This window comes from Arsukibacterium sp. (assembly GCF_041616895.1).
In the GTDB taxonomy this organism is placed as follows: domain Bacteria; phylum Pseudomonadota; class Gammaproteobacteria; order Enterobacterales; family Alteromonadaceae; genus Alishewanella.
In genome coordinates, this window is record NZ_JBFJPY010000015.1 from 24,897 (window position 1) to 47,456 (window position 22,560).

Here is a 22,560-nt window from a genome sequence, read left to right on the forward strand (position 1 = left end):
TGCCACGGAGGGTAAATGTACTTTGAAAAGATAAGAAACTATCTGCCTTACATGCTACTGGGTGTTTGCAGTATAGTTGCAATGCCCACGCTAAGTTCTGAACCTGCACCCGGACCATTGCAGCACTGGCAGCAGCAAGCTGTTGCTGAAGGTTTTGACGGTCAGGTAATGGTAAGTCAGGCGGGTGAGATACTGTTTCGACATGCTTTTGGCACAGCTGATTACGAGGCCAATCGCGCGTTTACTACCGATACCGTATTTGATATTGGTTCTCTCACCAAACAATTTACTGCTGCCGCTATTTTAAAACTACAAGAGCAGGTAAAACTGCAGTTAACCGATACGGTGGGCCAGTTTTTTTCAGAGGCGGGTAATGACAAAAAAGCCATTACTTTGCACCAGCTGCTTACCCATACTTCTGGCCTGGTAAATAATTTATCTGGTGGTGATTACAGTAAAGTTAGCCGCAACACCTTTATCAAGCGCTTGTTTAGCTCAAAACTCGATGCAACGCCGGGCACAGAGTTTTCATATTCTAATGCTGGCTATGCCTTACTGGGATTAGTCATTGAGCGGGTATCCGGCCAGAGCTATGAGCAGTATGTGCAGCAGCATTTGTTAAAACCAGCTGGATTATTGCATACAGGTTATCGGATCCCTGACTGGTCGGGCTTACCAATAGCAACTGGGTATGAGCTAAAACGCGATAGCTTTTTCGGTGGTAAAGCCGATGGCAGCAGCGTGCGCTGGGGCACGCCATTGGAGCAATACTGGGCCAAAGACGGCCCCTGGTGGAATTTACATGCTAATGGCGGTTTTTTATCTACAATGAGCGATCTAAGTCGCTGGCTGAAGGCACTACAAAGCGAAGCCGTTCTTAACCAAGCGTCAGTTGCATTATTATTTACACCTCATGTTATGACGCCTCGCGACGGGGTGTTTTACGGTTATGGCTGGATTGTTGAACCCGCCAGCCCTGTCGGTAACGTGGTGCGCCACGGAGGTAGCAACGGTATCTTCACTGCTGATTTTCGCTATTATCCGGACAAGCAAGTGCTGATTATTTTTATGACCAACAATGACAGCAAGTTTTTTCCAACGTATCGGGATAGCTTAGTAGACGCAGTGCTCAGTTCTTTTAAGCAGTAATGTCGTTTCAATAAACAAGGAGTTTATTTATTTTGTCAAAAAATCGTTTTCTTATTGCTGGGGCGCTGTGTTGCATTATCGCCGCTGTGGCTCATCTGGGGTGTATTGTTTTTGGCGGCGACTGGTATCGTTTTTTTGGTGCAGGTGAGCAGATGGCGTTGCTGGCAGAGCAGGGCGATCCGCATCCGACTATCGTAACGTCTGTCATCGTGACGGTACTGCTGATCTGGGCACTATTTGCCTTATCGGGAGCCGGGGTTATCCGCCGTTTACCATTACTGCGCACCGCGCTCTGTGTGATCTCCGCTATTTTCTTGCTACGTGGTCTGGCGTTCGTCGCTATGATGCCGCTGTTTCCCGGCAATAGTCTGACATTCTGGTTAGTTAGCTCGGCTATTTGTCTGATTATTGGCTTGCTCTATGCAATTGGTACGGTGCAGGCCTGGCGCCAACTGAGGGCTGTTTAACAAAACCGGAGCAGTAACAAAGTGGGTTAGAAACATGCTCTATTTACATTTTGATACCAAAAACTGATATCGGCCAACGTAAACTATGCTAACGTTTTAGCAATAAAACAGCTTGAACAGGAATTCATTAATGGCGATTGATACCAGTGGGGTAAAACTTGAGGATCGGCCCTTTGATCAGGTACGACAAGAGGCTATCGATCAGCTTATTATGAATTACAGTCATGGCGTGATATCGGCAGAAGCCTTTGAGCGGCGCCTTGATGTTGCTTCTGACGCTACGAGTGTTCAGCAACTGATTGATGTGGTTGCCGACTTATCATTACATCCAGATAAGCAGTATCGGCAGCAACGCGATCAAAGCTTTACGCCACGCTACCAGGCTGGAAACGATACCCGAAACGAAAAAATTATTTGTGTTCTGTCATCCAATCGGCAAAACGGTCAGTGGCTCGTTCCCGCTGAAATGCGGGTTGTCAATGTCGTAGGTTCTGTCGTGCTTGATTTTTCAGAAGCCGTTTTTCAGCATCAGAACATTGTTATCCGGGTAAATAACTGGATTGGCAGTTTAACCATTTTGGTACCTGAGCAGGTTAATGTAGTGTCGAATATGTTTAATATTATTGGTAGCACTGATAACGGTGCGCCAAGTATCGGCGATCGGCAGGCGCCACAAATTGTGGTAGAGGGCTATTCTATTCTGGGTTCGCTGGATGTAAAACTGAAAAAAACCATGAAAGAAAAGTTTACGGCCTTTGCTGACCAATGTCGTGCCATGTTTGGTTTAAATAAGTCATAAGCAAACGGTGTGGTGAATGAGTTTGTTTGTTGTGCTGCGCTGTGTAATATTTAATCAGTACATATTTAACTAATTTTTTCAAAACAGTTAAATGAAGTTGAACGTGCTAACCGAAGCGCGCCCACGTTATGGAGAGTAGCCCAGTGGGGGCAATTTTTCTGTAACGTGTGGAGAGTCACTAATGCTCAGTAAAGTATTGTTTTTCGTTTTGTTAATTAGCACTCCTTTTAGCCTGATTGCGGCACCAAAGCTTACTATTTACGATGATGGCCGGTCTTGCCCGGCAAATTGTGATGCCCATGTTGTGGTTCATCGAAGTTTAAATGGCACCAAGTTTGTTCACAGCCCGGATTCTGATGATGACAATCCGGTAGCCTGTAAAATTAATACTGCCTGTGAAATTTGTTTTGATGATAACGCCACCGAGTGTTTAATTACCCAATACCGGGGTTCTGGACCGGGGAAGAATACCTTTGATCTGACGCCGGCTTTTTATCAGGAGTGGTGTGCAAAAGACGCACTACCAGGCGCATTACAGTCAAAATGTCTGGCACTGCAACAAATTGAGCGCAAACTGGATGGTAGAGTCAATTGTATTAAAGAACCTGATAACACGTTATGCGTCACCTTAATCGCCGAGGCAGAACACGCACAGGCACTTGATACACCAAAGTATGAACAGTGCCTGCAGGTTAGCCAGACTACCTATAACCGCGATAAGCAAAATGCAGAAAAAAGGCAACATCATTGTGCCTATGAGTATGAATCTAACGGTGGTCCGAATAGCCGTGGGTTAAAATGGAAACGATTGCTTCCGGGTGCATGTCGTCCGGGCACCTATGTCGGGCGCGACGGATTAGACTGTTGTTCTGGAGTGGCGTTTGCTGATGCTGCGTTTGGTTCAGAATGTATCCATTTTTATCCAAAAAAACCATTACAGTAACCGGCTTACCGGTGTATTGCCTATCCGGGAGGGAATGTTCCCGGCTAGCTTTTGCTATAGTGCTATTGTTACTAACCTTCATTATTAAGCCTGGCATAATGCTGTTTACCAAGCTTAAATTAGTTAAATTTGATTTATCAATTGCATCGCCAGAGTAATCCATCTATAAATAGAAGGGCGTATATGCTTAATTAATGTACGTGAAGTAAAGTAGTGTAATGGAGGACGCGGTGTGATTTTAATTAAAATGCCAGTTGTGTGGGTAGTTGTTGGCTTGTTGTTAGTTCCTTTTAAGCTTGCCGCTGAAGTAACAATCCAATTTAATTCAGAGCGAAATGCCTCTTGCATTGCGCTTATTGAGCAAAGAAAACCAGGTTTCTGCCGGCTCTATTTTCAGTTCAGTGGTAGCAAGCCTGACACCCTGTATGCTCAGCAAAACCAGCTTAGTCGCTCAGTTAGTGAATATCCTGCAAAACGAAGTAGTTATCCTACTTCATTTCAGCAGCTGGAATACGCATTACAGTTTTTTAAATACAGTGCTGAAAAGTTCAAAATTCGCAACAATCTGGTATTTATTCGCTCTGATGATGGCTCCGTACAACTTAATATGGGTATTTTAACTTCTGCCAGCGGTGGTTACAGTTATTTGCTGGCTGACACGGATAGTCAAATTAAACAGCTGCTTACTGATCTGCAAAATCTGGATTCCTTGTCTACCCGATATCAACGTAGTATTGAACAACTATTTCAGTAGCGAGTTGGGCAGCGGAAAATGCGGTGTCAGTTTAGAGGTTAACCGCCCTGATATTACCTTTTGCATTATCAGGTAAGCTTTAAGCTGACAAGATTACGCGTTGGGTTGTAAGGAGAGGAATGGATACCAACATTACCTGGCGGGCTATACTGCCAACAGAAGCCTGGTCTGAGTTCGATATCTGGTTTCTCGTTCTTATTAATTTACTTTGGTTTGCCCTCTGGTGTTTTAGCAGACATACAAGCAATAAGCGTTTCCTGCAACTGAAACATTCATTAAACCTTGAGCTGGAGCGTCGCCGTAAAGTTTACGAACTTAAAATCTGTCAGTATGAAGACTACTGGCATGAGCTGGAGGCATTTCATCTTAAGCATCAGAATGATTACCAGAATGTTTTTCTGCCCCTTTTTACCGAATTTAATAACCGTTATCAGGCCGCTGAAGCGGCGCAGGACACTGCTGCTGCCTCATTAGCTACCTTATGGTTTTCCGGAGAAATTCAGCAAGTTAGCAGCATCAATAATACCGAACTGCAAGCACTTGATAAACAGACTGCGGTACTAACGCTAAGTGCTGCTGATGATGTTGTCGAGATTTTGCTGGAAATTCAGCAGTTGTATCAGGCATTGTTGGTCGTTTCTACCGGGCAGATGAACAAATTAGTGGCTATTACGCTAAGCAAAGACTACCAAGCAGTTAAATTCATCGGTGAGGAGCTACAGCAGGTTGGTAATCAACTACAACAGAGCAGCCAGCGCCTGATGCAGGCTATTCGGCAGGATTTACTTAGCTTCTGAAGTAACAGAATTATATTTTTAATACCAGAGTGAACCATAATAGTGGCTTTTGCATAATCCTTCGCTTTGACGTGTCGAGTATAACCACCAGGTTTACTGCTTGTTTAAGCACAGCAGCAAATTTTATGACCAGCGGTGTTTTGTTGTAAATTAGAGGCAAAATGCCACAATAACGCTACGCTATGAATAACGTTAACTGGCATTAAGGGTGAAGTGCCAGCATAAACTAGAAGGTGATATGAAGTTAACAGAGCAACAATGGCAACAACGTTTGACCGATGAGCAATATCGGGTAACCCGGTTAAAAGGCACTGAATACCCCTTTACCGGCAAGTTACTTCATCACACTGCTGATGGAACCTATCATTGTATCTGCTGCGGCGCGGTGTTATTCGCATCTGACACCAAATTTGATGCAGGATGTGGTTGGCCCAGTTTTTCAGAAGCGCTGGAGGGCAGGGTTAAGTATGCTACTGATACCAGCCATGGTATGCAGCGCACTGAGATCTTGTGCAACAATTGCGATGCCCACCTTGGCCATGTCTTTGACGATGGACCGGCACCAACCGGACAACGATTTTGTGTAAATTCAGTGAGCTTAAGTTTTCAGCATGTGACAAAAGCCTGAAAATGACCTGTTGTGGTTGTGGTAAGGTTTCAATATCTATTACAATGTGCCGCCTTTCGTAAACAAGCTGTACCCTACAAAACAGCACGAGGCTCCGATTAATTCATTTTATTGAAGTAAAAGGCCGACACATGACCCTATCACACGCAGAGCAATACCAGAAAAGCTGGCAGGAACGCCAAGAATATGCCGAAAATATGCAGCCTATTATTGGCCGGCTATATCGTAACAAGGGAATAGAAGTGGTGGTGTATGGCCGCCCGCTGGTAAATGCTACCACTATCGATATTATAAAAGCGCACAAAACTGTAGAGCGGTTTGAAGGCAAAAAATTGCGGCTACGCGAAAGCTTTCCGTTACTGGAAGCTATCAGCAAAATGAATCTTGCCCCTGGCCGGGTCGATATTGGTAAGCTGGCTTACGGTTTTCTGTTTAAAAACTCGGGAGCGGGTTTAGATCTCGAGCAATATCTGGCGCGCGAGCTAAGTGACATTCTTGATCACGAAGATAAAGTCAAACCAACTGACGTTGTCTTGTACGGTTTTGGCCGGATCGGCCGATTACTGGCGCGTTTAATGCTGGAACGGTCAGGGCCAAGCAGTAAATTGCGTTTAAAAGCCATTGTGGTGCGTGGCGGTAAACAAGGTGATTTGGAAAAAAGGGCCAGCTTGCTGCGTCGTGATTCAATTCATGGGCCTTTTAATGGCAGCATTACCGTTGACGAAGAAAACCAGGGTATAAAAGCCAACGGCACCTTTATTAAGGTGATTTATGCCAGCTCACCTGAGCTGGTCGATTATACCGCTTATGGTATCGATAATGCGCTGGTGGTTGATAACACCGGGATCTGGAAAGATGACAAAGAGTTGGCTATCCACTTCCAAAGCAAAGGTACTGCCAGGGTGCTGTTAACGGCACCAGCAAAAGGTGAAGTGCCCAATATCGTGTATGGTGTTAACCAGCATATGATTATGCCGGAACACAAGTTTGTGTCTGCAGCCAGCTGTACAACTAACGCCATTACGCCGGTGCTTAAAGCGCTGAACGATGAGTTTGGAATCCGTAATGGCCATGTTGAGACGGTGCATTCTTATACCAATGATCAGAATCTGATTGATAACTTTCATAAAGCCGAACGTCGGGGCAGGGCGGCGCCACTGAATATGGTGATAACCTCAACCGGTGCTGCCAGCGCAGTCGCCAAAGCACTGCCAGAACTAAAAGGCAAGCTGACGGGTAACGCCATTCGCGTGCCAACCCCGAATGTGTCGATGGCAATTCTGTCATTAAACCTGACAAAAGAAACCAGCCGTGAAGAGATGAATGCCTTTTTACAGCGCACGTCATTGTTTTCTGAATTACAGGATCAAATTGATTACACCAGCTCAACGGAGATTGTTTCCTCTGATTTAGTAGGTTCACGTTACGCTGGGGTTGTTGACTCACAAGCGACGATTGTCGATGGCGATCGCTGTGTACTTTATGTTTGGTATGACAATGAGTTTGGTTACAGTACTCAGGTAATACGGGTAATGAACGATATGGCCGGGATTAAATATCCGACATTGCCTGTAGCGAAAGACTAAGCAGGACAGTAAATCAGATAAAAAACGTCGCCTTTCGCGGCGTTTTTTTTCGAAACGGTATTTGACGCGATATTTATATCGTTATTTTATTAATTTTCGGCAATAAAAAACGGCCGTTAAAACGACCGTTTTTTTAACTGAAAGTGTCTGGAAATTACAGCAGAGTCACGTTAGCAGCTTGTGGGCCTTTCTGGCCCTGTTCGATTTCGAAAGCAACGCGCTGGCCTTCGTTTAAGGTTTTATAACCTTCAGTCATGATTGCACGGAAGTGAACGAACGCATCAGCGCCGCCGTTATCCTGAGTAATGAAACCGAAACCTTTATCTGCGTTGAACCACTTTACTACACCAGTTACTTTAGCCATGAATGACTCCTAAAATTAATATAAGAACGTTTTGCATAATGGGTTGATAGCCTGACTGTTACTCTACTTATGCGGCCAAACGTGCGTGAATCTTCAGGGACATGACTTACTATGAAGCTGTGTAGCGAAGTGTTCAAAAACATGTTGTTACATAGGTCTGCTCTCCAGGCCGGAAGTTATATTATCAGGTCTGAAAAGATTGTATAGTTTTTTTAAACAACCCAGTTAAATAAAGAAAAACAAAAAACCGGCTAAAAGCCGGTTTTTTTAAACTGAACGAACGGTACTATTAAAGTACAGATACGTTGGCAGCTTGAGGGCCTTTCTGGCCTTGTTCGATTTCGAACGATACGCGCTGACCTTCGTCTAAGGTTTTGTAACCTTCAGTCATGATTGCACGGAAGTGAACGAACGCGTCAGCGCCGCCGTTATCCTGAGTAATGAAACCGAAACCTTTGTCTGCGTTGAACCACTTTACTACACCAGTTACTTTAGCCATGAATGACTCCTAAAAATTTTAATGATACTAAATTACGCTTAATGCGCTGTTAGCCTGACTGTTAAATTTACTTATGCGGGCAAACGTGCGTGAATCTTCAGGGACATGACTTACTATGAAGCTGTGTAGCGAAGTTTTCAAAAACATGTTGTTACATAGGTCTGCTTTACAGGCCGGGAAGCACTTTAACACTTCTGGGCTGAATGTATAGCTTTATTATTAAAATAATAAAATTAATTACCGATAGCATAAAAAAAAACCGGCATTCAGCCGGTTTAATTTCATCAAATAACGCTTTGGCGGCTTATTTACCGGCAATAGCCTGTTCTGGTGCCGTATAAGCAAACCCCAGGGCTTCTGCAACGCTTTGATTGGTTACTTTACCGTGGTATACATTTAAGCCTGCCAGCAAATGCTTGTCATCGGTCAGTGCCTGCTTATAGCCTTTGTTCGCCAGACGGATAATAAATGGCAGGGTTGCGTTGTTTAACGCAAATGTTGATGTACGAGGCACAGCGCCTGGCATATTCGCCACGCAGTAGTGCACGACTTCATCAACAATGTAAGTTGGATCAGCGTGAGTTGTCGCTCTTGACGTTTCCACACAACCGCCCTGGTCAATGGCAACATCGACAATGGCTGAACCTGGCTTCATTCGTTTAATATGCTCTGCAGTGATTAGTTTAGGAGCAGCTGCTCCTGGTACCAATACACCACCAATAACCAGATCGGCGGCCAGCACTTCCTGTTCCAGCGCAGCAGCGGTTGAATAAATCGCTTTTACCGCACCATTAAACTGGGCATTGATCCGACGCAACACATCAACATTACGGTCCAGTACTGACACATCAGCACCCAGGCCAACCGCCATCTGTGCAGCATTGGTACCAACCATACCACCACCAATAACCACTACTTTTGCCGGAGCAACGCCTGGCACGCCACCTAATAAGACGCCGCGGCCACCACAAGATTTTTCCAGTGCCCGGGCACCCGCTTGAATTGACATTCGTCCTGCTACTTCTGACATAGGAGCCAGTAGCGGTAGTCCACCTTTACTATCCGTTACGGTTTCATAAGCGATACACACAGCTTTTGATTTTATTAAGTCTTCAGTCTGCGGTAAATCAGGGGCCAGGTGTAAATACGTAAACAGGATCTGACCTTCACGCAACATCGCGCGCTCGGCAGCTTGTGGCTCTTTGACTTTAACGATCATTTCAGCCTTAGCGAATACTTCTGCGGCAGTCGCTAACACCACGGCACCCGTGTCAGTGTAATCTTCATCGGTAAAACCAATGCCAATACCGGCGTTATGCTCTACATAAACACTGTGTCCATGGCCAATCAGCTCGCGAACACTGGCTGGTGTCATACCAACACGATACTCGTGATTTTTTATTTCTTTTGGTACGCCGATAATCATGATATTCCGCCTTGTAGGTTGTAGGTAAAATTTATGCGCAGTATACAGGCTAAAAAACAGAATTAATGCTTGTTTTAATGTGCTTATGTAGTGCAAAATTCTGTCTATATTTTTATAATAGATGGTTTTCACTACCATGTACTCTTTAAGTAAGAGCATCAAGAAGTTAGATCGAATTGATCGTAAAATACTCACTGAATTGCAGCACGATGGCCGCCTGGCCAATGTAGAATTAGCCAGACGAGTTGGCTTAAGTCCCACACCTTGTCTGGAGCGGGTGCGCAAACTTGAAACTGAAGGTTATATTATAGGTTATACGGCGCAGGTTGATCCCCATAAAGTGGGCGCCGCCTTGCTGGTGTTCGTGGAAATAACATTAAGTAAAACCTCTCCTGAAGATTTTGATGAGTTCAGTAAGGCAGTACAAAAACTGGTCGAAATACAAGAGTGTCATCTGGTTTCTGGCAGCTTTGATTTTTTGTTGAAAACCCGGGTAGCGGATATGGCAGCCTATCGTGAATTGTTAGGTGAAACCTTGCTCAGATTACCAAGCGTGCGTGAGAGCCGCACTTATGTTGTGATGGAAGAAGTGAAACAAAGTAGCTTTGTAGCAATGAGTATTTCCCGATAACGTCATTGTAAGTTGACGCAATAAGTTAACCATCCCTGATAGGTAAAGCGGGGGTTAATTTAAGCCCCGTTACGCTAGATAAAAGGGGGGTAGTTTTTTGGTGAAACGCTTACCAGAGTCAGGTGCTAAGTAAGGATGCTAATGCACTTTTTTGCTGGCTCTGGTATGGTAGTAAGGTCTGCGCAGACAGTATAAAAATAATGAGGCCCATCATTTGCAAAGCAAACAATTATTTCCGTTAAATGGCGTGCAGCGCTTGCTCGAAGTGGGATTAATCCTGTTCTGGGCCCTGGCGTTATTTTTACTTTTAGCATTATTTTCGTTCGATCCCGCCGATCCAAGCTGGTCGCAAACTGGTTATCAAACTAACGTTAATAATTTTGCCGGGCTTATTGGCGCCCGAGTCGCTGATGTATTGTTATTTAGTTTTGGCTGGGTGTCTTACCTTATGCCTTTTTTGATCGCCGCCTTTGGCTACTTACTATTTAAACGGTATCACGACATTTTTGCTCTTGATTATCTTATTCTTGGACTGCGGCTAATTGGTCTGGTATTAACTCTGGTTTGTGCCACTGCAATAAGTAGTATGAACTTTAATGACATTTATTATTTCTCTTCGGGTGGGGCAGTAGGGGATGTGACCACCAGCGTACTATTGCCCTATTTTAATTTTATCGGCACCAGCTTACTGTTGCTGGCGGGTTTTGCGACCGGTCTGACCTTAATGACCGGCATTTCCTGGTTAACTGTTGCAGACTATCTTGGTATCGCCTGCTTTAAGGTTGGCCAATGGCTGGCACTAGCGCCCGGTTGGCTGAGCGAACGTTTTGGCAGTGCACCACCCGATACGGATGATACTGACGCTGCTGAACCTGCACCGTTGCAACTTAATCACGCGCAGCATAAATCGTCCGGTCAGCGATCTGAACCTGCGCTTTTTGGCGAGCCAAAAGTAACGGCGCCATTACCTGTTAAACCGTTAAATCCAAAGACAGAAGCGAAATCCTATTACAGTATGGACCAGTTAGCAGATGAGCATTTGTCGTTTAGTGCGGTTGACGAACCAATGAATGCTGAGCACATTTCTAAAACGCTGGCTCAGCTTGAACCGCAGGAATCGGCAGACCCGTTAATGCAATTTCCCGAGGATGAAGATGATGCTGATGATAGTGAAGAAGTTCAGCACACCATGGAAGAGCTTCCCTCATTAGCGTTACTCGATCGTCCTGATAAAGCGCAGAATCCCATTGACCCTGCTGATCTTGAGCGTGTTTCCAGGCTGGTTGAAGCCAAGTTACTTGATTTTAATGTTGAAGCACGGGTAGTCGGTGTCCATCCGGGGCCTGTGGTAACCCGTTTTGAACTGGATTTAGCCCCAGGGGTAAAGGTTAGTAAAATTACCGGCCTGGCCAAAGATTTAGCCCGTTCGTTATCTGCAATCAGTGTTCGGGTAGTTGAGGTTATTCCGGGAAAATCATTTATTGGTTTAGAGCTGCCTAATCAGCACCGGGAAATAGTACGTCTATCCGAAGTTATTGGCGATGAGGTTTTTACTGAATCAAAATCCGCGTTAACCATGGTACTAGGTAAAGATATTGCCGGTAAATCAGTGGTTGCTGACTTAGCAAAAATGCCACATTTGCTAGTCGCCGGCACGACCGGTTCAGGAAAGTCAGTTGGCGTTAATGTTATGATCTGTAGCTTACTGTATAAGTCGACGCCGGATGATGTGCGTTTTTTGATGATAGACCCAAAAATGCTGGAGTTATCTATTTATGAAGGAATACCACACTTACTGACCGAAGTGGTTACTGATATGAAAGATGCGGCGAACGGCCTGCGCTGGTGTGTAGGGGAAATGGAGCGTCGTTATAAGCTGATGTCTGCCCTGGGCGTACGGAATTTAAAAGGGTATAACCTGAAAGTAAAAGAGGCAATTGCTGCAGGCGAGCCATTAAAAGATCCACTTTGGAAACCTTCGGATGATATGCGCAGCGAAGTACCGTTGCTTGAGAAGTTACCGGCAATTGTCGTAGTCATTGACGAGTTTGCCGACATGATGATGATTGTTGGTAAAAAAGTGGAGGAGCTGATTGCTCGGATCGCCCAGAAAGCCAGGGCCGCTGGTATTCATTTAATTCTGGCGACGCAGCGGCCATCGGTGGACGTCATTACGGGGTTAATTAAAGCCAATATTCCAACCCGGATTGCGTTTCAGGTATCGTCAAAAATTGATTCCAGAACGATATTGGATCAGCAAGGTGCAGAGAGCTTGTTGGGGCAGGGCGATATGCTGTATTTGCCGCCAGGTTCTGGCGTGCCGAATCGGGTGCATGGGGCTTTTGTTGACGACCATGAAGTGCATGCGGTTGTTGCTGATTGGAAAAAACGTGGTAAGCCAAATTATATTTCTGAAATTTTAAGCGGTGAAACCAGCGAAGAAAGTCTGTTACCGGGTGAAACGATGGAAGGCGATGACGGTGAAGCAGATCCGTTATATGACCAGGCAGTTGCGCATGTGATTGAAAGTCGCCGGGCATCTGTATCCGGGGTGCAGCGTAAATTCCGCATTGGTTATAACCGCGCAGCGCGGCTTGTTGAACAAATGGAAATGAGTGGCGTGGTCAGTGGACCTGGCCATAATGGTAATCGTGAAGTCATGGTTCCGGCACAACCAAAAGGGTACTAAATGAAAAAACTGGTGTTAGTGGCAATACTGTTCAGCAATCTTTGTCTGGCGCAACAAGCGGCCACTGTTGATTTTGCGCCGCATTTAAAACAGGTACAGGTGCAGCGATTAAGTGCGCCGGATGGCAGTGCTGAGTTGCTTGCTGAGTTGGCTAAAATCAGCAGTTTCTCTGCGCGGTATCAGCAACAGGTTTTTGACGAACAGCAGCAGTTACTGCAACAAGGTCAGGGTAGGTTACTCTTGAAAAAAGTAGCGCAATTCAGGTTTGAAGGTGAAGAGCCTGAACCGGTGTTACTGGTAAGTAATGGCGATAACCTGTGGTTTTATAACGAGCTGCTTGAACAAGTCAGCATTTATGACGCTAAAGCACAGGTAGGCCAGACGGCATTTGCGCTGCTGACCACAACCGATCCTCTGCTATGGCAGCAATATCAGGTTATTGCCCGGCCAGATGTCTTTCTTATTCATCCGATTGACAGCAACAACCCGGTACAACAACTGACGTTAGCGTTTGATAAGAACGGTATCAGTGAAATGACGGTCATCGATATTAACCAGCAGCAAAGTGTGTTTCGTTTTACCGATGCCCGCTTAAACCCAGAGATTGCTGATAGCCAATTTAGATTTACCGTGCCGGATGGCGTTGATGTTGATGACCAACGTCAGCGTTAAGGGTTATGGCTAATTTACCGCTCGATTTCAGCGACGATATCAGGCCACTTGCGGCCAGGCTAAGGCCAATAGTACTAAGTGAATACGTTGGTCAGCATCACCTGATAGGGCCAGGTACCCCGCTGTACCAGGCAGTGCTAGCCGGAAAAGTGTATTCACTTATTTTATGGGGCCCGCCGGGTACCGGTAAAACGACGTTAGCAGAGCTGATTGCTACTCATGCCAAGGCGACACTGCAAAAGTTGTCTGCCGTAACCAGCGGCGTAAAAGACATTCGGCAGGCAATAAGCGATGCCCAGCAGCGCCAGCAACAATATCAGCAGCGCACGTTGCTATTTATTGATGAAGTACATCGCTTTAATAAAGCCCAACAGGATGCTTTCTTACCCTATATTGAAGATGGCACTATCATTTTTATTGGCGCCACTACTGAGAACCCTGCATTTGCACTAAATAATGCCATTTTATCCCGGGCGCGTGTTTGTGTGTTAAAAGCACTGACAGACACAGACTTGCAGCAAGTGATAGAACGGGCGCTGACTGACCGCAAGCTGGGCCTCGGTACCATGCAGCTTACGATTGAAAATGATGCTAAGCAGTTATTGTTGCAACTGGCTAATGGTGATGCACGTAAGCTGTTGAATATTCTGGAACAAGCGGCTGATCTTACCTTGGCAGATGAGAATACTGGTTCGGGCCGGCAAATTAGTGCTGCCGTTATTAAACAAGTTGTGCCCAGGCAATTACCCGGTTTTGATAATCAGGGCGATATGTTTTATGACCTGATCTCCGCCTTTCATAAATCCGTCCGCGGTTCCGATCCTGATGGGGCATTGTATTGGTATTGCCGGATTTTAGCAGGCGGTGGTGACCCGCTTTATGTTGCCAGGCGCTTACTGGCAATTGCCAGCGAAGATATTGGTAATGCTGATCCAAGGGCGCTTACCCTGGCCCTGAATGCCTGGGATACGTTTAGTCGGGTGGGGCCGGCAGAAGGCGAGCGGGCCATTGCCCAGGCTGCGGTGTATCTGGCGCTGGCGCCAAAAAGCAATGCGGTATATCAGGCGTTTAACCAGATGAAACAATTCGCCGAAACGTTGCCCGATTACCCGGTGCCGCTGCATTTGCGCAACGCGCCGAGTAAATTGCAAAAAGAACTGGGGCATGGTGAGGGATACCGTTATGCTCACAACGAGCCGGGCGCTTACGCTGCAGGCGAAAGCTATCTTCCGCCCGAACTTGCTGATAAAAGAGTATATCAACCGACTGAACGAGGTATGGAAAAACAGTTGGCAGACAAACTCGCTTATTTACGCCAACTTGATTTGCAAAGCCCACAGCAACGCCATAAAAAATAGGCTTTCTTGCAACTAAGTCGTACTAAGGCATTTCAATTTAAGGCGGAGCTGGTTAATATTCGTGGCTATTATTTTAACCTTGTCTGCCAGTTTTGGCTTCAGCCGACAGAAGTAACTACTATTATGTTAGATCCAAAATTTTTACGTACCGAATTAAATGAAACTGCGGCCCGCTTAGCCAGTCGTGGATTTACGCTGGATACTGATAAATTCAGTGCACTGGAAGAGCAACGCCGGGTGTTACAGGTGCAAACGCAGGAACTGCAGAACCAGCGTAACAGTAAATCTAAAGGCATTGGCCAAGCGAAAGCGCGTGGCGAAGATATCAGCCCGTTATTAAAAGAAGTGGATGGTTTAGGGGCAGAGCTTGATGCGGCCAAAGCTAAATTAGATGCCGTTTTAGCTGAAGTCGAGCAACTGGCATTAACTATCCCAAATCTACCGGATACCTCGGTACCTGTTGGCAAAGATGAAACCGAAAACCAGCTGGTTCGGCAACACGGTGAGCCGCGTAAATTTGATTTCACGGTAAAAGATCACGTTGAACTTGGTGAGGCGTTTGCTGAGGGGCTGGATTTTGCTGCAGGGGTAAAGTTATCCGGTACCCGTTTTATTGTCATGAAGGGTCAAATGGCCCGGCTGCATCGGGCGTTGGCGCAGTTTATGCTGGATTTACACAGTAATGAACATGGCTACACCGAGCTTTATGTGCCGTATCTGGTTAACCATACCAGCTTATTTGGTACCGGTCAGCTACCTAAATTCGGTGCCGACTTGTTTCATACCCAGCCAGCTACCGAGGAAGGTCAGGGCCTGGCGCTGATCCCGACAGCAGAAGTTCCGGTAACCAACCTGGTGCGTGACAGCATTGTCGATGGTGCGCAACTGCCGTTAAAGTTTACCGCCCATACGCCGTGCTTTCGTAGCGAAGCCGGCTCTTATGGCAGAGATACCCGGGGTTTGATCCGGCAGCACCAGTTTGACAAGGTGGAATTGGTACAGCTGGTGCAACCGGAGCAGTCAATGCAGGCGCTGGAGCAACTCACCAGCCACGCAGAGAAAGTGCTGCAACTATTAGGATTACCTTACCGGGTGATGCTGTTATGTACCGGAGATATGGGGTTTGGCGCCAGCAAAACCTATGATCTGGAAGTATGGTTGCCAGCGCAAAATACTTATCGTGAGATTTCATCCTGCAGCAATATGGCCGATTTTCAAACCCGTCGGATGCAGGCACGTTATCGCAGTGCTGATATGAAAAAACCAGAATTGTTGCACAGTTTAAATGGTTCAGCACTGGCGGTAGGGCGTACCTTAGTTGCGATTCTGGAAAACTACCAGCAAGCAGATGGTACGATTGAGATCCCAGCAGTATTGCAACCTTATATGGCAGGGCAGACGCATCTTAAATAATAGATAGTTTGGCAGGTGGCTTACTAGATCTGCTCGATACCGTTAAAGGCAGCGAGCAGGTTTAGGCAATCCCGCCAGGCGTGTCGCCTGCTTGGCAGGCCCTTGTGGAAATAACATAAATAAATATTTGCTGTTGCCTTTTTCAGGCCCAAATTGGTTTGCCATCGCTTTTACCAACACCCGGATAGCAGGGGAAGTACCAAACTCCTGATAAAACTCCCGTACAAACTGGATCACCTCCCAATGCGCCGCGGTTAAGCTGATTTGCTCAACTTGCGCAAAATACTCTGCAACACCGTTGTGCCAATCGTTTAGATCAGCCAGATACCCATGTTTATCCAAAGCGAGTTGCTTGCCAGCAACTGTTATATAGCTTATTGCCATAACATTACCTGCGTTGCGCTCGCAGTCAGTTCTACCCACTGTGCATCGTCAATAATGCTAATGCCAGTCGTCGGGGTGATTTTTCGTACTTCCAGATCAGATTTTAGCACCGTTACGTTCTGGCATGGCCAGCGAATATCGCTGCGCCTTGCCAGGTATACGGCGTCCTGGCGCAGCAACAGGGTATCGCCTTTATCGCAAAGCGTTGCTAACTCAGCGATAGTAATTTCTGGATTTATCAAAGAGATCAGTTTCATATTAAATACACACTATCTGTTGCTGCTTAGCTAGCAGTTGCTGCAACGCTATGGCATCAAGTTGCTGCGCGGCAAAGGCTAAATCCTTGAGTTGGATCTGGCGCTGTTGCATGGAGTGTTGGCAAATATAAAGCTGCTCTATCTCGTATAAGCCAAATAACTTAAAGCCTTGCTGATAGCGTTTCAAGCTAAAGTCGTTGTTCAGGTTTACCGGCAGCAGCTGATAAATGCCATCACCACTGAAAATGACGGTTAGCTGATGTTCGACGGCGGCAAGTGCCAATGTTAAATCAAGCGCTTCACGACCGCCACTGCTGTTATACGGGCTCTGCCGCTGAATAATGGCGATATGTTGCATTAAAATTGCACCAGTTTGCTGTTGGTTAAGCGCATCGCGAATTCGGCCAGGCCAGCGCCGATAAAGCTGCTACCCGGATCAAGCATGCCACGTTTTTCAGCCGCGGTAACACAATACAGTAAGGGGATATGGTTCTGCTGGCAGAAAACCGCCAGCAGCTGGCTCAAATTTGGTTCATCTGCCGGCAAATCTATCTCAGCCGAAGCCGCAAATATCGCATCCTGATATAAAAAAATTTGTTCAATCTGATAACCCGCAGCCACAGCCGCATTACAAAACTGCAATGCACTGGCAAAGCTCTGACTGGCCAGAGGGCTGGTGGTTAGTAACAGGCTAAACGTGGTCACAATGGCCTCATAAAAAAATACCCCGTGCAAGACGGGGTATTTTAGCGGAACTTCCCGTTAGGGCAAGAGTTACTCGTCGCCCATAATTCCTAACAAACTTAGCAAGTGGACGAATATATTAAATATGTTCAGATACAGGCCGACAGTCGCCCGGATATAGTTAGTTTCACCACCGTGAATAATCCGGCTGGTATCAAATAAGATAAAACCAGACATGATTAAAATAACAGCAGCGCTAACCGCCAGGCTTAAAGCTGGTATATCCAGGAAAATGTTGGCAATAATGGCAACCATCGCGACAATCAAACCTACCATCAAAAAACCGCCCATGAAGGAGAAGTCTTTGCGGGTAGTCAACACATAGGCTGATAGTGAAAAGAAAATAACAGCGGTACCGCCTAGAGCCTGCATAATCAGACTTGGCCCGTTCGCCAGACCTGCGTAAGCATTCAATAACGGACCAAGCGATGCTCCCATGGCACCGGCAAAGCCAAACACCCAGAAGATACCACTGGCAGAATCCGCTTTCTTGTTAACGACAAACAACATAATAAAGCCGGCAACAAAGCAGACAATAGAGGCCAACGGCGATAGATTCATGGCCATCGCAATAACTGCTGTTAAAGCACTAAATGCCAGAGTAAGCCCCAGCAAAAAATAAGTATTGCGAAGCACTTTATTAATTTCAATACCGCTGCTGACGGTATTGAGTGTACTGGTTTCTCTGTACGACATATGCAGTCTCCTGTTAGCTGAATGTTATGCCTTTCTGATAGTTATCATACTGATTAAGTTCCCTCAGCTCCAGTGGTTATCGGATAAAAAACAGCATTAACTAAAATTTTTTAACTTTTGGCTTTCTTTTCCCAGACAAACTGATTAGTATACGCAGCGCTGGAGGGATGGCAGAGCGGTTTAATGCACCGGTCTTGAAAACCGGCGTGGGTTAATAGCCCACCGAGAGTTCGAATCTCTCTCCCTCCGCCACTTATTAATACGCAAACCACCGCAAGGTGGTTTTTGTTTTTAGTGGCGTTAAAATAGTAATGTCTCTAAGGTAAAGCTTAATAAATAGCGGATTGCTGGCGGATTAATAACCAAACAGCCAAAACTAGGAAAAAAGCGCTTTACAAAGGCGAGGGGAGTTCTTAATATTCGCCCCGTACCGCGGAGGGATGGCAGAGCGGTTTAATGCACCGGTCTTGAAAACCGGCGTGGGTTAATAGCCCACCGAGAGTTCGAATCTCTCTCCCTCCGCCACTATCTTTCAAATGTCTTCAAGTAAAACCCACCCTCCCTTATGCCTAAAAAACTATCAACGATAAGTTAAATAGTTAAATGTTGTTTCCTATTTTTTACCTTTCTGGCACACTAAATACGCTAATAGATAACGCCAGTAATTATGGCGTCCAACAGTTAGCGCAAACGCTCAGGCTCTACTATGCTAGCTGCATAATAATTCTAATAACCAGTGAGACGGAGAAGCCAGGTTGATTAACGTGTTGTTAGTTGATGATCATGAACTTGTACGAACCGGGATCAGTCGCATACTAATGGACGAGCGCGGTATCAAGGTGATTGGCGAAGCAGGTTCCGGCGAAGAAGCGCTGCAATTTTGTCGTCAGCATGAACCTGATGTTGTGCTGATGGACATGAATATGCCTGGTATGGGCGGCATGACTGCGACCAAGCGTATTTTACATTTCTGTCCTGATATTAAGGTGCTCGCGTTGTCCGTATCTTGTGAAGAGCCGGTGCCCACCAAGGTGATGCAGCTTGGTGCGGCAGGCTTTATTTCAAAAAATTCCGCCCCGAAAGAAATGGTAGCGGCAATTCGCAAAGTGTATAGCGGCGCGCGGCATATCTCTGATGAAGTCGCGCAGAAAATGGCGTTATCAAAGGTGAATAACCATAGTGAAAACCCGTTTGAAGGACTGTCTGACAGAGAGTTGCAAATCATGCTGATGATTACCCGCGGCCAGAAGGTTAATGATATCGCGGAGCAGTTAAGCGTCAGCGCCAAAACAGTCAATTCATACCGTTATCGAATGTTTGAAAAGCTCGCTATCAGCGGCGATGTTGAATTAACCCATTTGGCTTTGCGCCACGGCATGATAGATATTGCTAAGGTTTCCTCCTGATTTGATGTTTGACTCTAAAACGTTTTTGGCTTCAGTTCCTGCCCAGCCCGGTGTTTATCGAATGTTTAACCAGGCTGAACAGGTGATTTATGTTGGTAAAGCCAAAGATCTTAAAAAACGCCTCAGTAGCTATTTTCGCCAGCAGGTCGACAGTATTAAAACCAGGGCGCTGGTCGCCCAGATTGCCAGTATTGAAATTACCGCTACTCATAGTGAAACCGAAGCACTGATCCTGGAAAATAACCTGATCAAACAGTTCATGCCGAAGTACAATGTATTACTGCGTGACGATAAGTCTTACCCCTATATTTTGATTTCCAACCATAAACACCCAAGAATTACTTCACATCGCGGCCCAAGAAAACAGACTGGTCAGTACTTTGGACCCTATCCAAATGCTGGGGCGGTTTGGCAGAGTTTAAAAACCTTACAAAAGATTTTTCCTATTCGCCAATGCGAAGATGGTTTTTATAGAGCTCGAACCAGACCCTGTCTGCAATATCAGCTCAAGCTTTGTTCCGCCCCCTGTGTTGGCAAAATTTCAGATGAAGATTATGCTGAGCAAGTGCAGCTTGCCAGTTTATTTCTCAGCGGTAAAAACCAGCAGGTTGTTGAGCAGCTGGTTCAGAAAATGAATGTGGCCAGTGAGCAACTTGCTTTTGAAGCGGCGGCTAGTTTTCGTGATCAGATTACCGCTTTGCGTAAAGTGCAGGAACAACAATATGTGAGCGGTGAGCATGCGGAACTTGATATTATCGGTTTTGCCAAGTCAGGTCAGGTGGCCGTAATTCACGTTTTGTTTGTTCGTCAGCAGAAAATTCTGGGTTCAAAATCTTACTATCCGAAAGTACCCGCTAATACCGACCCGGTCGAAGTTCTGAGTGCCTTTTTGCTGCAGTTTTATCTTAGCGGTAGCAGTGGCCAGCAAATACCTCCGGAAATTGTGTTGCCAATGCGGCTTGATGATGCTGAGTCATTGGCTCTGGCCGTATCCGAGGCTGCCGGACGCAAAGTTAGGATCACGGCGGCTAAGCGGGGCGAGAAGTCTCAATATCTTAGTCTGGCTCAAAAGAATGCGGAAATTGCCTGTGACAGCAGACAATCTGCCGGTCAGAAAATGCAGTTACGGTACACCGCATTGCAATTGTTGCTGGCACTTGACGATGGTATTCAGCGGATGGAGTGTTTTGATATTAGTCACACCATGGGCCAGGCAACCATTGCATCCTGTGTGGTGTTCGATGGTGAGGGCCCCTTTAAGCAGGAATATCGCCGATATAATGTAACCGGTATTACCGGCGGTGATGATTACGCCGCCATGCAGTTCGCTCTGGACAAGCGGTACAGCCGATTAACAGATGAAACTAAAATTCCTGATATAATTTTTATTGATGGCGGTCAGGGCCAGTTAAATATTGCGCTGGCGCAGTTTGCGAACTGGCCATTTAAAAAGTTGCCATTATTAATTGGTATTGCCAAGGGCGTTAGCCGCAAGCCGGGCCTGGAGACGTTGTTACTTTGGGATAGTGGTAAGCAGTTGCATTTGGCTCCAGACAGTCCGGCGTTGCATTTAATCCAGCAAATTCGGGATGAAGCTCATCGTTTTGCCATTACCGGGCATCGTAGTAAACGGGGCAAAAGTATCACGAGGAGCCCGCTGGAAAACATAACGGGTGTTGGTGAAAAGCGCCGACAGGCGTTATTGCAATATCTGGGGGGCTTACAAGGCGTAATGAAAGCGTCGGTGACAGAATTAAGTTCGGTGCCAGGTATTTCTCGTGCGCAAGCAGAAAAGATTTACCAGGCTTGCCATAACAAGTAGCATAGCGACATTGTTTTTGTGAGAACGGCTCTATGTGGAATATCCCTAATTTATTAACGTTGTTCAGGCTTCTGCTGATCCCGGTGTTTATCTTCTGTTTTTATTCTGGCTGGGAGCATTACCGGTTCTGGGCTGCACTGGTGTTTTGTCTGGCGGCCATTACAGATGCGCTGGACGGTTACCTGGCCAGGAAGTTGGAACAATCCACGCCATTTGGTGCGTTTTTAGATCCTGTTGCTGATAAGGTGATGGTCGCCGTCGCATTAGTGGTAGTCGCCATTCATGAACAGTCTCTATGGTTCAGTATTCCGGCTATTATTATTATTAGCCGGGAAATTGCCATATCGGCGCTGCGCGAGTGGATGGCAGAAATTGGCAAGAGAGCGAATGTGGCGGTCTCTAATATGGGCAAATATAAAACCATCGCGCAGATGATTGCATTAATCGGTTTAATTTGGCAGCCGCAAATCAGCTTATTAGCTTGGTTTACGCCGGTAGGGTATGCCATGCTTTATTTTGCGACGCTGCTTACCTTAGCATCAATGTATCAATATTTAACTGCAGCCTGGCATGATTTATCTCAACAATAAGTCAATTGCGGTTAATTGACTCAAGTCAGTTAAAAAATAAGCAGTCAGTTGTAAAACTACTAATTTGTTATTGACTGGGTTAATTAAAACAGTAGAATGCGTCACGTGTTAAGGCACATGGCCATAAGGATTGCGAGTATAGCTCAGCTGGTAGAGCGCGACCTTGCCAAGGTCGAGGTCACGAGTTCGAACCTCGTTACTCGCTCCAACTCTTATTAAGAGTAATGTGTTGTGTTATTTGGCGGGTTGGCAGAATGGCCATGCAGCGGATTGCAAATCCGTCCATCTCGGTTCGACTCCGGGACCCGCCTCCATAATACTGATACGTTAAGAAGGTTACAAAAGTTGTCTGCCCGGGTGGTGAAATCGGTAGACACAAGGGATTTAAAATCCCTCGCTCGAAAGAGCGTGCCGGTTCAAGTCCGGCCCCGGGCACCATTTAGTACCAGATTTATGCGAGTATAGCTCAGCTGGTAGAGCGCGACC

Annotated in this window: 24 protein-coding genes and 5 tRNA genes; 21 read left to right on the forward strand and 8 right to left on the reverse strand. The window is 46.1% G+C overall.

Annotation, left to right across the window (positions count from 1 at the left end):
* The first annotated feature begins 15 nt into the window (after positions 1–15).
* The 8 genes from ABY802_RS04510 to ABY802_RS04545 all read left to right on the forward strand — a co-directional run bounded on the left by ABY802_RS04510 (position 16) and on the right by ABY802_RS04545 (position 7,123).
* Positions 16–1,149, forward strand: coding sequence for a serine hydrolase domain-containing protein (locus tag ABY802_RS04510; RefSeq protein ID WP_372625822.1), 1,134 nt, complete (start codon positions 16–18; stop codon positions 1,147–1,149).
* A gap of 32 nt (positions 1,150–1,181) precedes the next feature.
* Complete coding sequence (locus ABY802_RS04515) at positions 1,182–1,616, forward strand: hypothetical protein (protein WP_372625823.1); 435 nt, start codon at positions 1,182–1,184, stop codon at positions 1,614–1,616.
* Positions 1,617–1,746: 130 nt separating this feature from the next.
* Positions 1,747–2,415, forward strand: a complete 669-nt coding sequence (locus ABY802_RS04520) for a LiaF domain-containing protein (RefSeq protein ID WP_372625824.1) — start codon at positions 1,747–1,749, stop codon at positions 2,413–2,415.
* A gap of 181 nt (positions 2,416–2,596) precedes the next feature.
* Entirely contained in the window at positions 2,597–3,358 is a 762-nt protein-coding gene (locus tag ABY802_RS04525; RefSeq protein ID WP_372625825.1) for a hypothetical protein, read from the forward strand.
* 232 nt (positions 3,359–3,590) lie between these two features.
* Positions 3,591–4,112: a hypothetical protein gene (locus ABY802_RS04530; RefSeq protein WP_372625826.1), complete on the forward strand. Its 522-nt coding sequence runs from the start codon at positions 3,591–3,593 to the stop codon at positions 4,110–4,112.
* Between the two features lie 119 nt (positions 4,113–4,231).
* Positions 4,232–4,909, forward strand: coding sequence for a hypothetical protein (locus tag ABY802_RS04535; protein ID WP_372625827.1), 678 nt, complete (start codon positions 4,232–4,234; stop codon positions 4,907–4,909).
* Between the two features lie 238 nt (positions 4,910–5,147).
* Entirely contained in the window at positions 5,148–5,537 is a 390-nt protein-coding gene (msrB, locus tag ABY802_RS04540; protein WP_372625828.1) for a peptide-methionine (R)-S-oxide reductase MsrB, read from the forward strand.
* A gap of 131 nt (positions 5,538–5,668) precedes the next feature.
* Positions 5,669–7,123 carry a glyceraldehyde-3-phosphate dehydrogenase gene (locus ABY802_RS04545; RefSeq protein WP_372625829.1) on the forward strand — a complete coding sequence of 485 codons (1,455 nt, stop codon included), beginning with the start codon at positions 5,669–5,671 and terminating at the stop codon, positions 7,121–7,123.
* A gap of 154 nt (positions 7,124–7,277) precedes the next feature.
* On the opposite strand, the gene ABY802_RS04550 is transcribed toward ABY802_RS04545, so the two are convergent.
* From ABY802_RS04550 to ald, 3 genes are all read right to left on the reverse strand, one after another.
* Positions 7,278–7,487, reverse strand: coding sequence for a cold-shock protein (locus ABY802_RS04550; RefSeq protein WP_019674402.1), 210 nt, complete (start codon positions 7,485–7,487; stop codon positions 7,278–7,280).
* Positions 7,488–7,776: 289 nt separating this feature from the next.
* Positions 7,777–7,986 (reverse strand): cold-shock protein, encoded by a 210-nt coding sequence (locus ABY802_RS04555; protein ID WP_372625830.1) that lies wholly within the window; start codon positions 7,984–7,986, stop codon positions 7,777–7,779.
* 304 nt (positions 7,987–8,290) lie between these two features.
* Positions 8,291–9,412: an alanine dehydrogenase gene (gene ald, locus ABY802_RS04560; protein ID WP_372625831.1), complete on the reverse strand. Its 1,122-nt coding sequence runs from the start codon at positions 9,410–9,412 to the stop codon at positions 8,291–8,293.
* Positions 9,413–9,548: 136 nt separating this feature from the next.
* Between ald and lrp the strand changes: the two genes are divergently transcribed.
* The 5 genes from lrp (at position 9,549) to serS (ending at position 16,175) form a co-directional block, all read left to right on the forward strand.
* On the forward strand, positions 9,549–10,043 hold the full coding sequence (lrp, locus tag ABY802_RS04565) for a leucine-responsive transcriptional regulator Lrp (protein WP_372625832.1): 495 nt from the start codon (positions 9,549–9,551) through the stop codon (positions 10,041–10,043).
* Positions 10,044–10,257: 214 nt separating this feature from the next.
* Positions 10,258–12,732, forward strand: coding sequence for a DNA translocase FtsK (locus ABY802_RS04570; protein WP_372625833.1), 2,475 nt, complete (start codon positions 10,258–10,260; stop codon positions 12,730–12,732).
* The gene (gene lolA / locus ABY802_RS04575; RefSeq protein ID WP_372625834.1) at positions 12,733–13,404 is read left to right on the forward strand and encodes an outer membrane lipoprotein chaperone LolA; all 672 of its coding nucleotides are present in this window, start codon (positions 12,733–12,735) and stop codon (positions 13,402–13,404) included.
* A 5-nt stretch (positions 13,405–13,409) separates the two neighbouring features.
* Positions 13,410–14,762 (forward strand): replication-associated recombination protein A, encoded by a 1,353-nt coding sequence (locus tag ABY802_RS04580; protein WP_372625835.1) that lies wholly within the window; start codon positions 13,410–13,412, stop codon positions 14,760–14,762.
* A 123-nt stretch (positions 14,763–14,885) separates the two neighbouring features.
* Complete coding sequence (gene serS, locus ABY802_RS04585; protein ID WP_372625836.1) at positions 14,886–16,175, forward strand: serine--tRNA ligase; 1,290 nt, start codon at positions 14,886–14,888, stop codon at positions 16,173–16,175.
* A gap of 42 nt (positions 16,176–16,217) precedes the next feature.
* Here the strand turns inward: serS and ABY802_RS04590 are convergent, their stop codons facing one another.
* The 5 genes from ABY802_RS04590 to ABY802_RS04610 form a co-directional block, all read right to left on the reverse strand.
* Positions 16,218–16,559, reverse strand: coding sequence for a TusE/DsrC/DsvC family sulfur relay protein (locus tag ABY802_RS04590; protein WP_372625837.1), 342 nt, complete (start codon positions 16,557–16,559; stop codon positions 16,218–16,220).
* Positions 16,550–16,816 (reverse strand): DsrH/TusB family sulfur metabolism protein, encoded by a 267-nt coding sequence (locus tag ABY802_RS04595; protein ID WP_372625838.1) that lies wholly within the window; start codon positions 16,814–16,816, stop codon positions 16,550–16,552. The genes ABY802_RS04590 and ABY802_RS04595 overlap by 10 nt, the downstream gene beginning before the upstream one ends.
* A 1-nt stretch (position 16,817) precedes the next feature.
* Complete coding sequence (tusC, locus tag ABY802_RS04600; RefSeq protein WP_372625839.1) at positions 16,818–17,174, reverse strand: sulfurtransferase complex subunit TusC; 357 nt, start codon at positions 17,172–17,174, stop codon at positions 16,818–16,820.
* Complete coding sequence (locus ABY802_RS04605) at positions 17,174–17,521, reverse strand: DsrE/DsrF/TusD sulfur relay family protein (RefSeq protein WP_372625840.1); 348 nt, start codon at positions 17,519–17,521, stop codon at positions 17,174–17,176. Before ABY802_RS04605 ends, tusC begins: the two co-directional genes overlap by 1 nt.
* A gap of 69 nt (positions 17,522–17,590) precedes the next feature.
* A complete protein-coding gene (locus ABY802_RS04610) occupies positions 17,591–18,256 on the reverse strand; it encodes a Bax inhibitor-1/YccA family protein (RefSeq protein WP_372625841.1) in 666 nt (221 codons plus the stop codon).
* A gap of 161 nt (positions 18,257–18,417) precedes the next feature.
* Here ABY802_RS04610 and ABY802_RS04615 point away from each other — a divergent pair.
* The 8 genes from ABY802_RS04615 to ABY802_RS04650 all read left to right on the forward strand — a co-directional run bounded on the left by ABY802_RS04615 (position 18,418) and on the right by ABY802_RS04650 (position 22,512).
* Positions 18,418–18,508, forward strand: a tRNA-Ser gene (locus ABY802_RS04615).
* A gap of 182 nt (positions 18,509–18,690) precedes the next feature.
* A tRNA-Ser gene (locus tag ABY802_RS04620) sits at positions 18,691–18,781 on the forward strand.
* A gap of 230 nt (positions 18,782–19,011) precedes the next feature.
* A complete protein-coding gene (gene uvrY, locus ABY802_RS04625) occupies positions 19,012–19,662 on the forward strand; it encodes a UvrY/SirA/GacA family response regulator transcription factor (RefSeq protein WP_372625842.1) in 651 nt (216 codons plus the stop codon).
* 4 nt (positions 19,663–19,666) lie between these two features.
* On the forward strand, positions 19,667–21,484 hold the full coding sequence (gene uvrC, locus ABY802_RS04630; RefSeq protein WP_372625844.1) for an excinuclease ABC subunit UvrC: 1,818 nt from the start codon (positions 19,667–19,669) through the stop codon (positions 21,482–21,484).
* Positions 21,485–21,516: 32 nt separating this feature from the next.
* Positions 21,517–22,074, forward strand: coding sequence for a CDP-diacylglycerol--glycerol-3-phosphate 3-phosphatidyltransferase (gene pgsA, locus ABY802_RS04635; RefSeq protein ID WP_372625843.1), 558 nt, complete (start codon positions 21,517–21,519; stop codon positions 22,072–22,074).
* A 132-nt stretch (positions 22,075–22,206) separates the two neighbouring features.
* A tRNA-Gly gene (locus ABY802_RS04640) sits at positions 22,207–22,282 on the forward strand.
* A gap of 32 nt (positions 22,283–22,314) precedes the next feature.
* Positions 22,315–22,388, forward strand: a tRNA-Cys gene (locus ABY802_RS04645).
* Between the two features lie 37 nt (positions 22,389–22,425).
* Positions 22,426–22,512, forward strand: a tRNA-Leu gene (locus ABY802_RS04650).
* Positions 22,513–22,560: the final 48 nt, after the last annotated feature.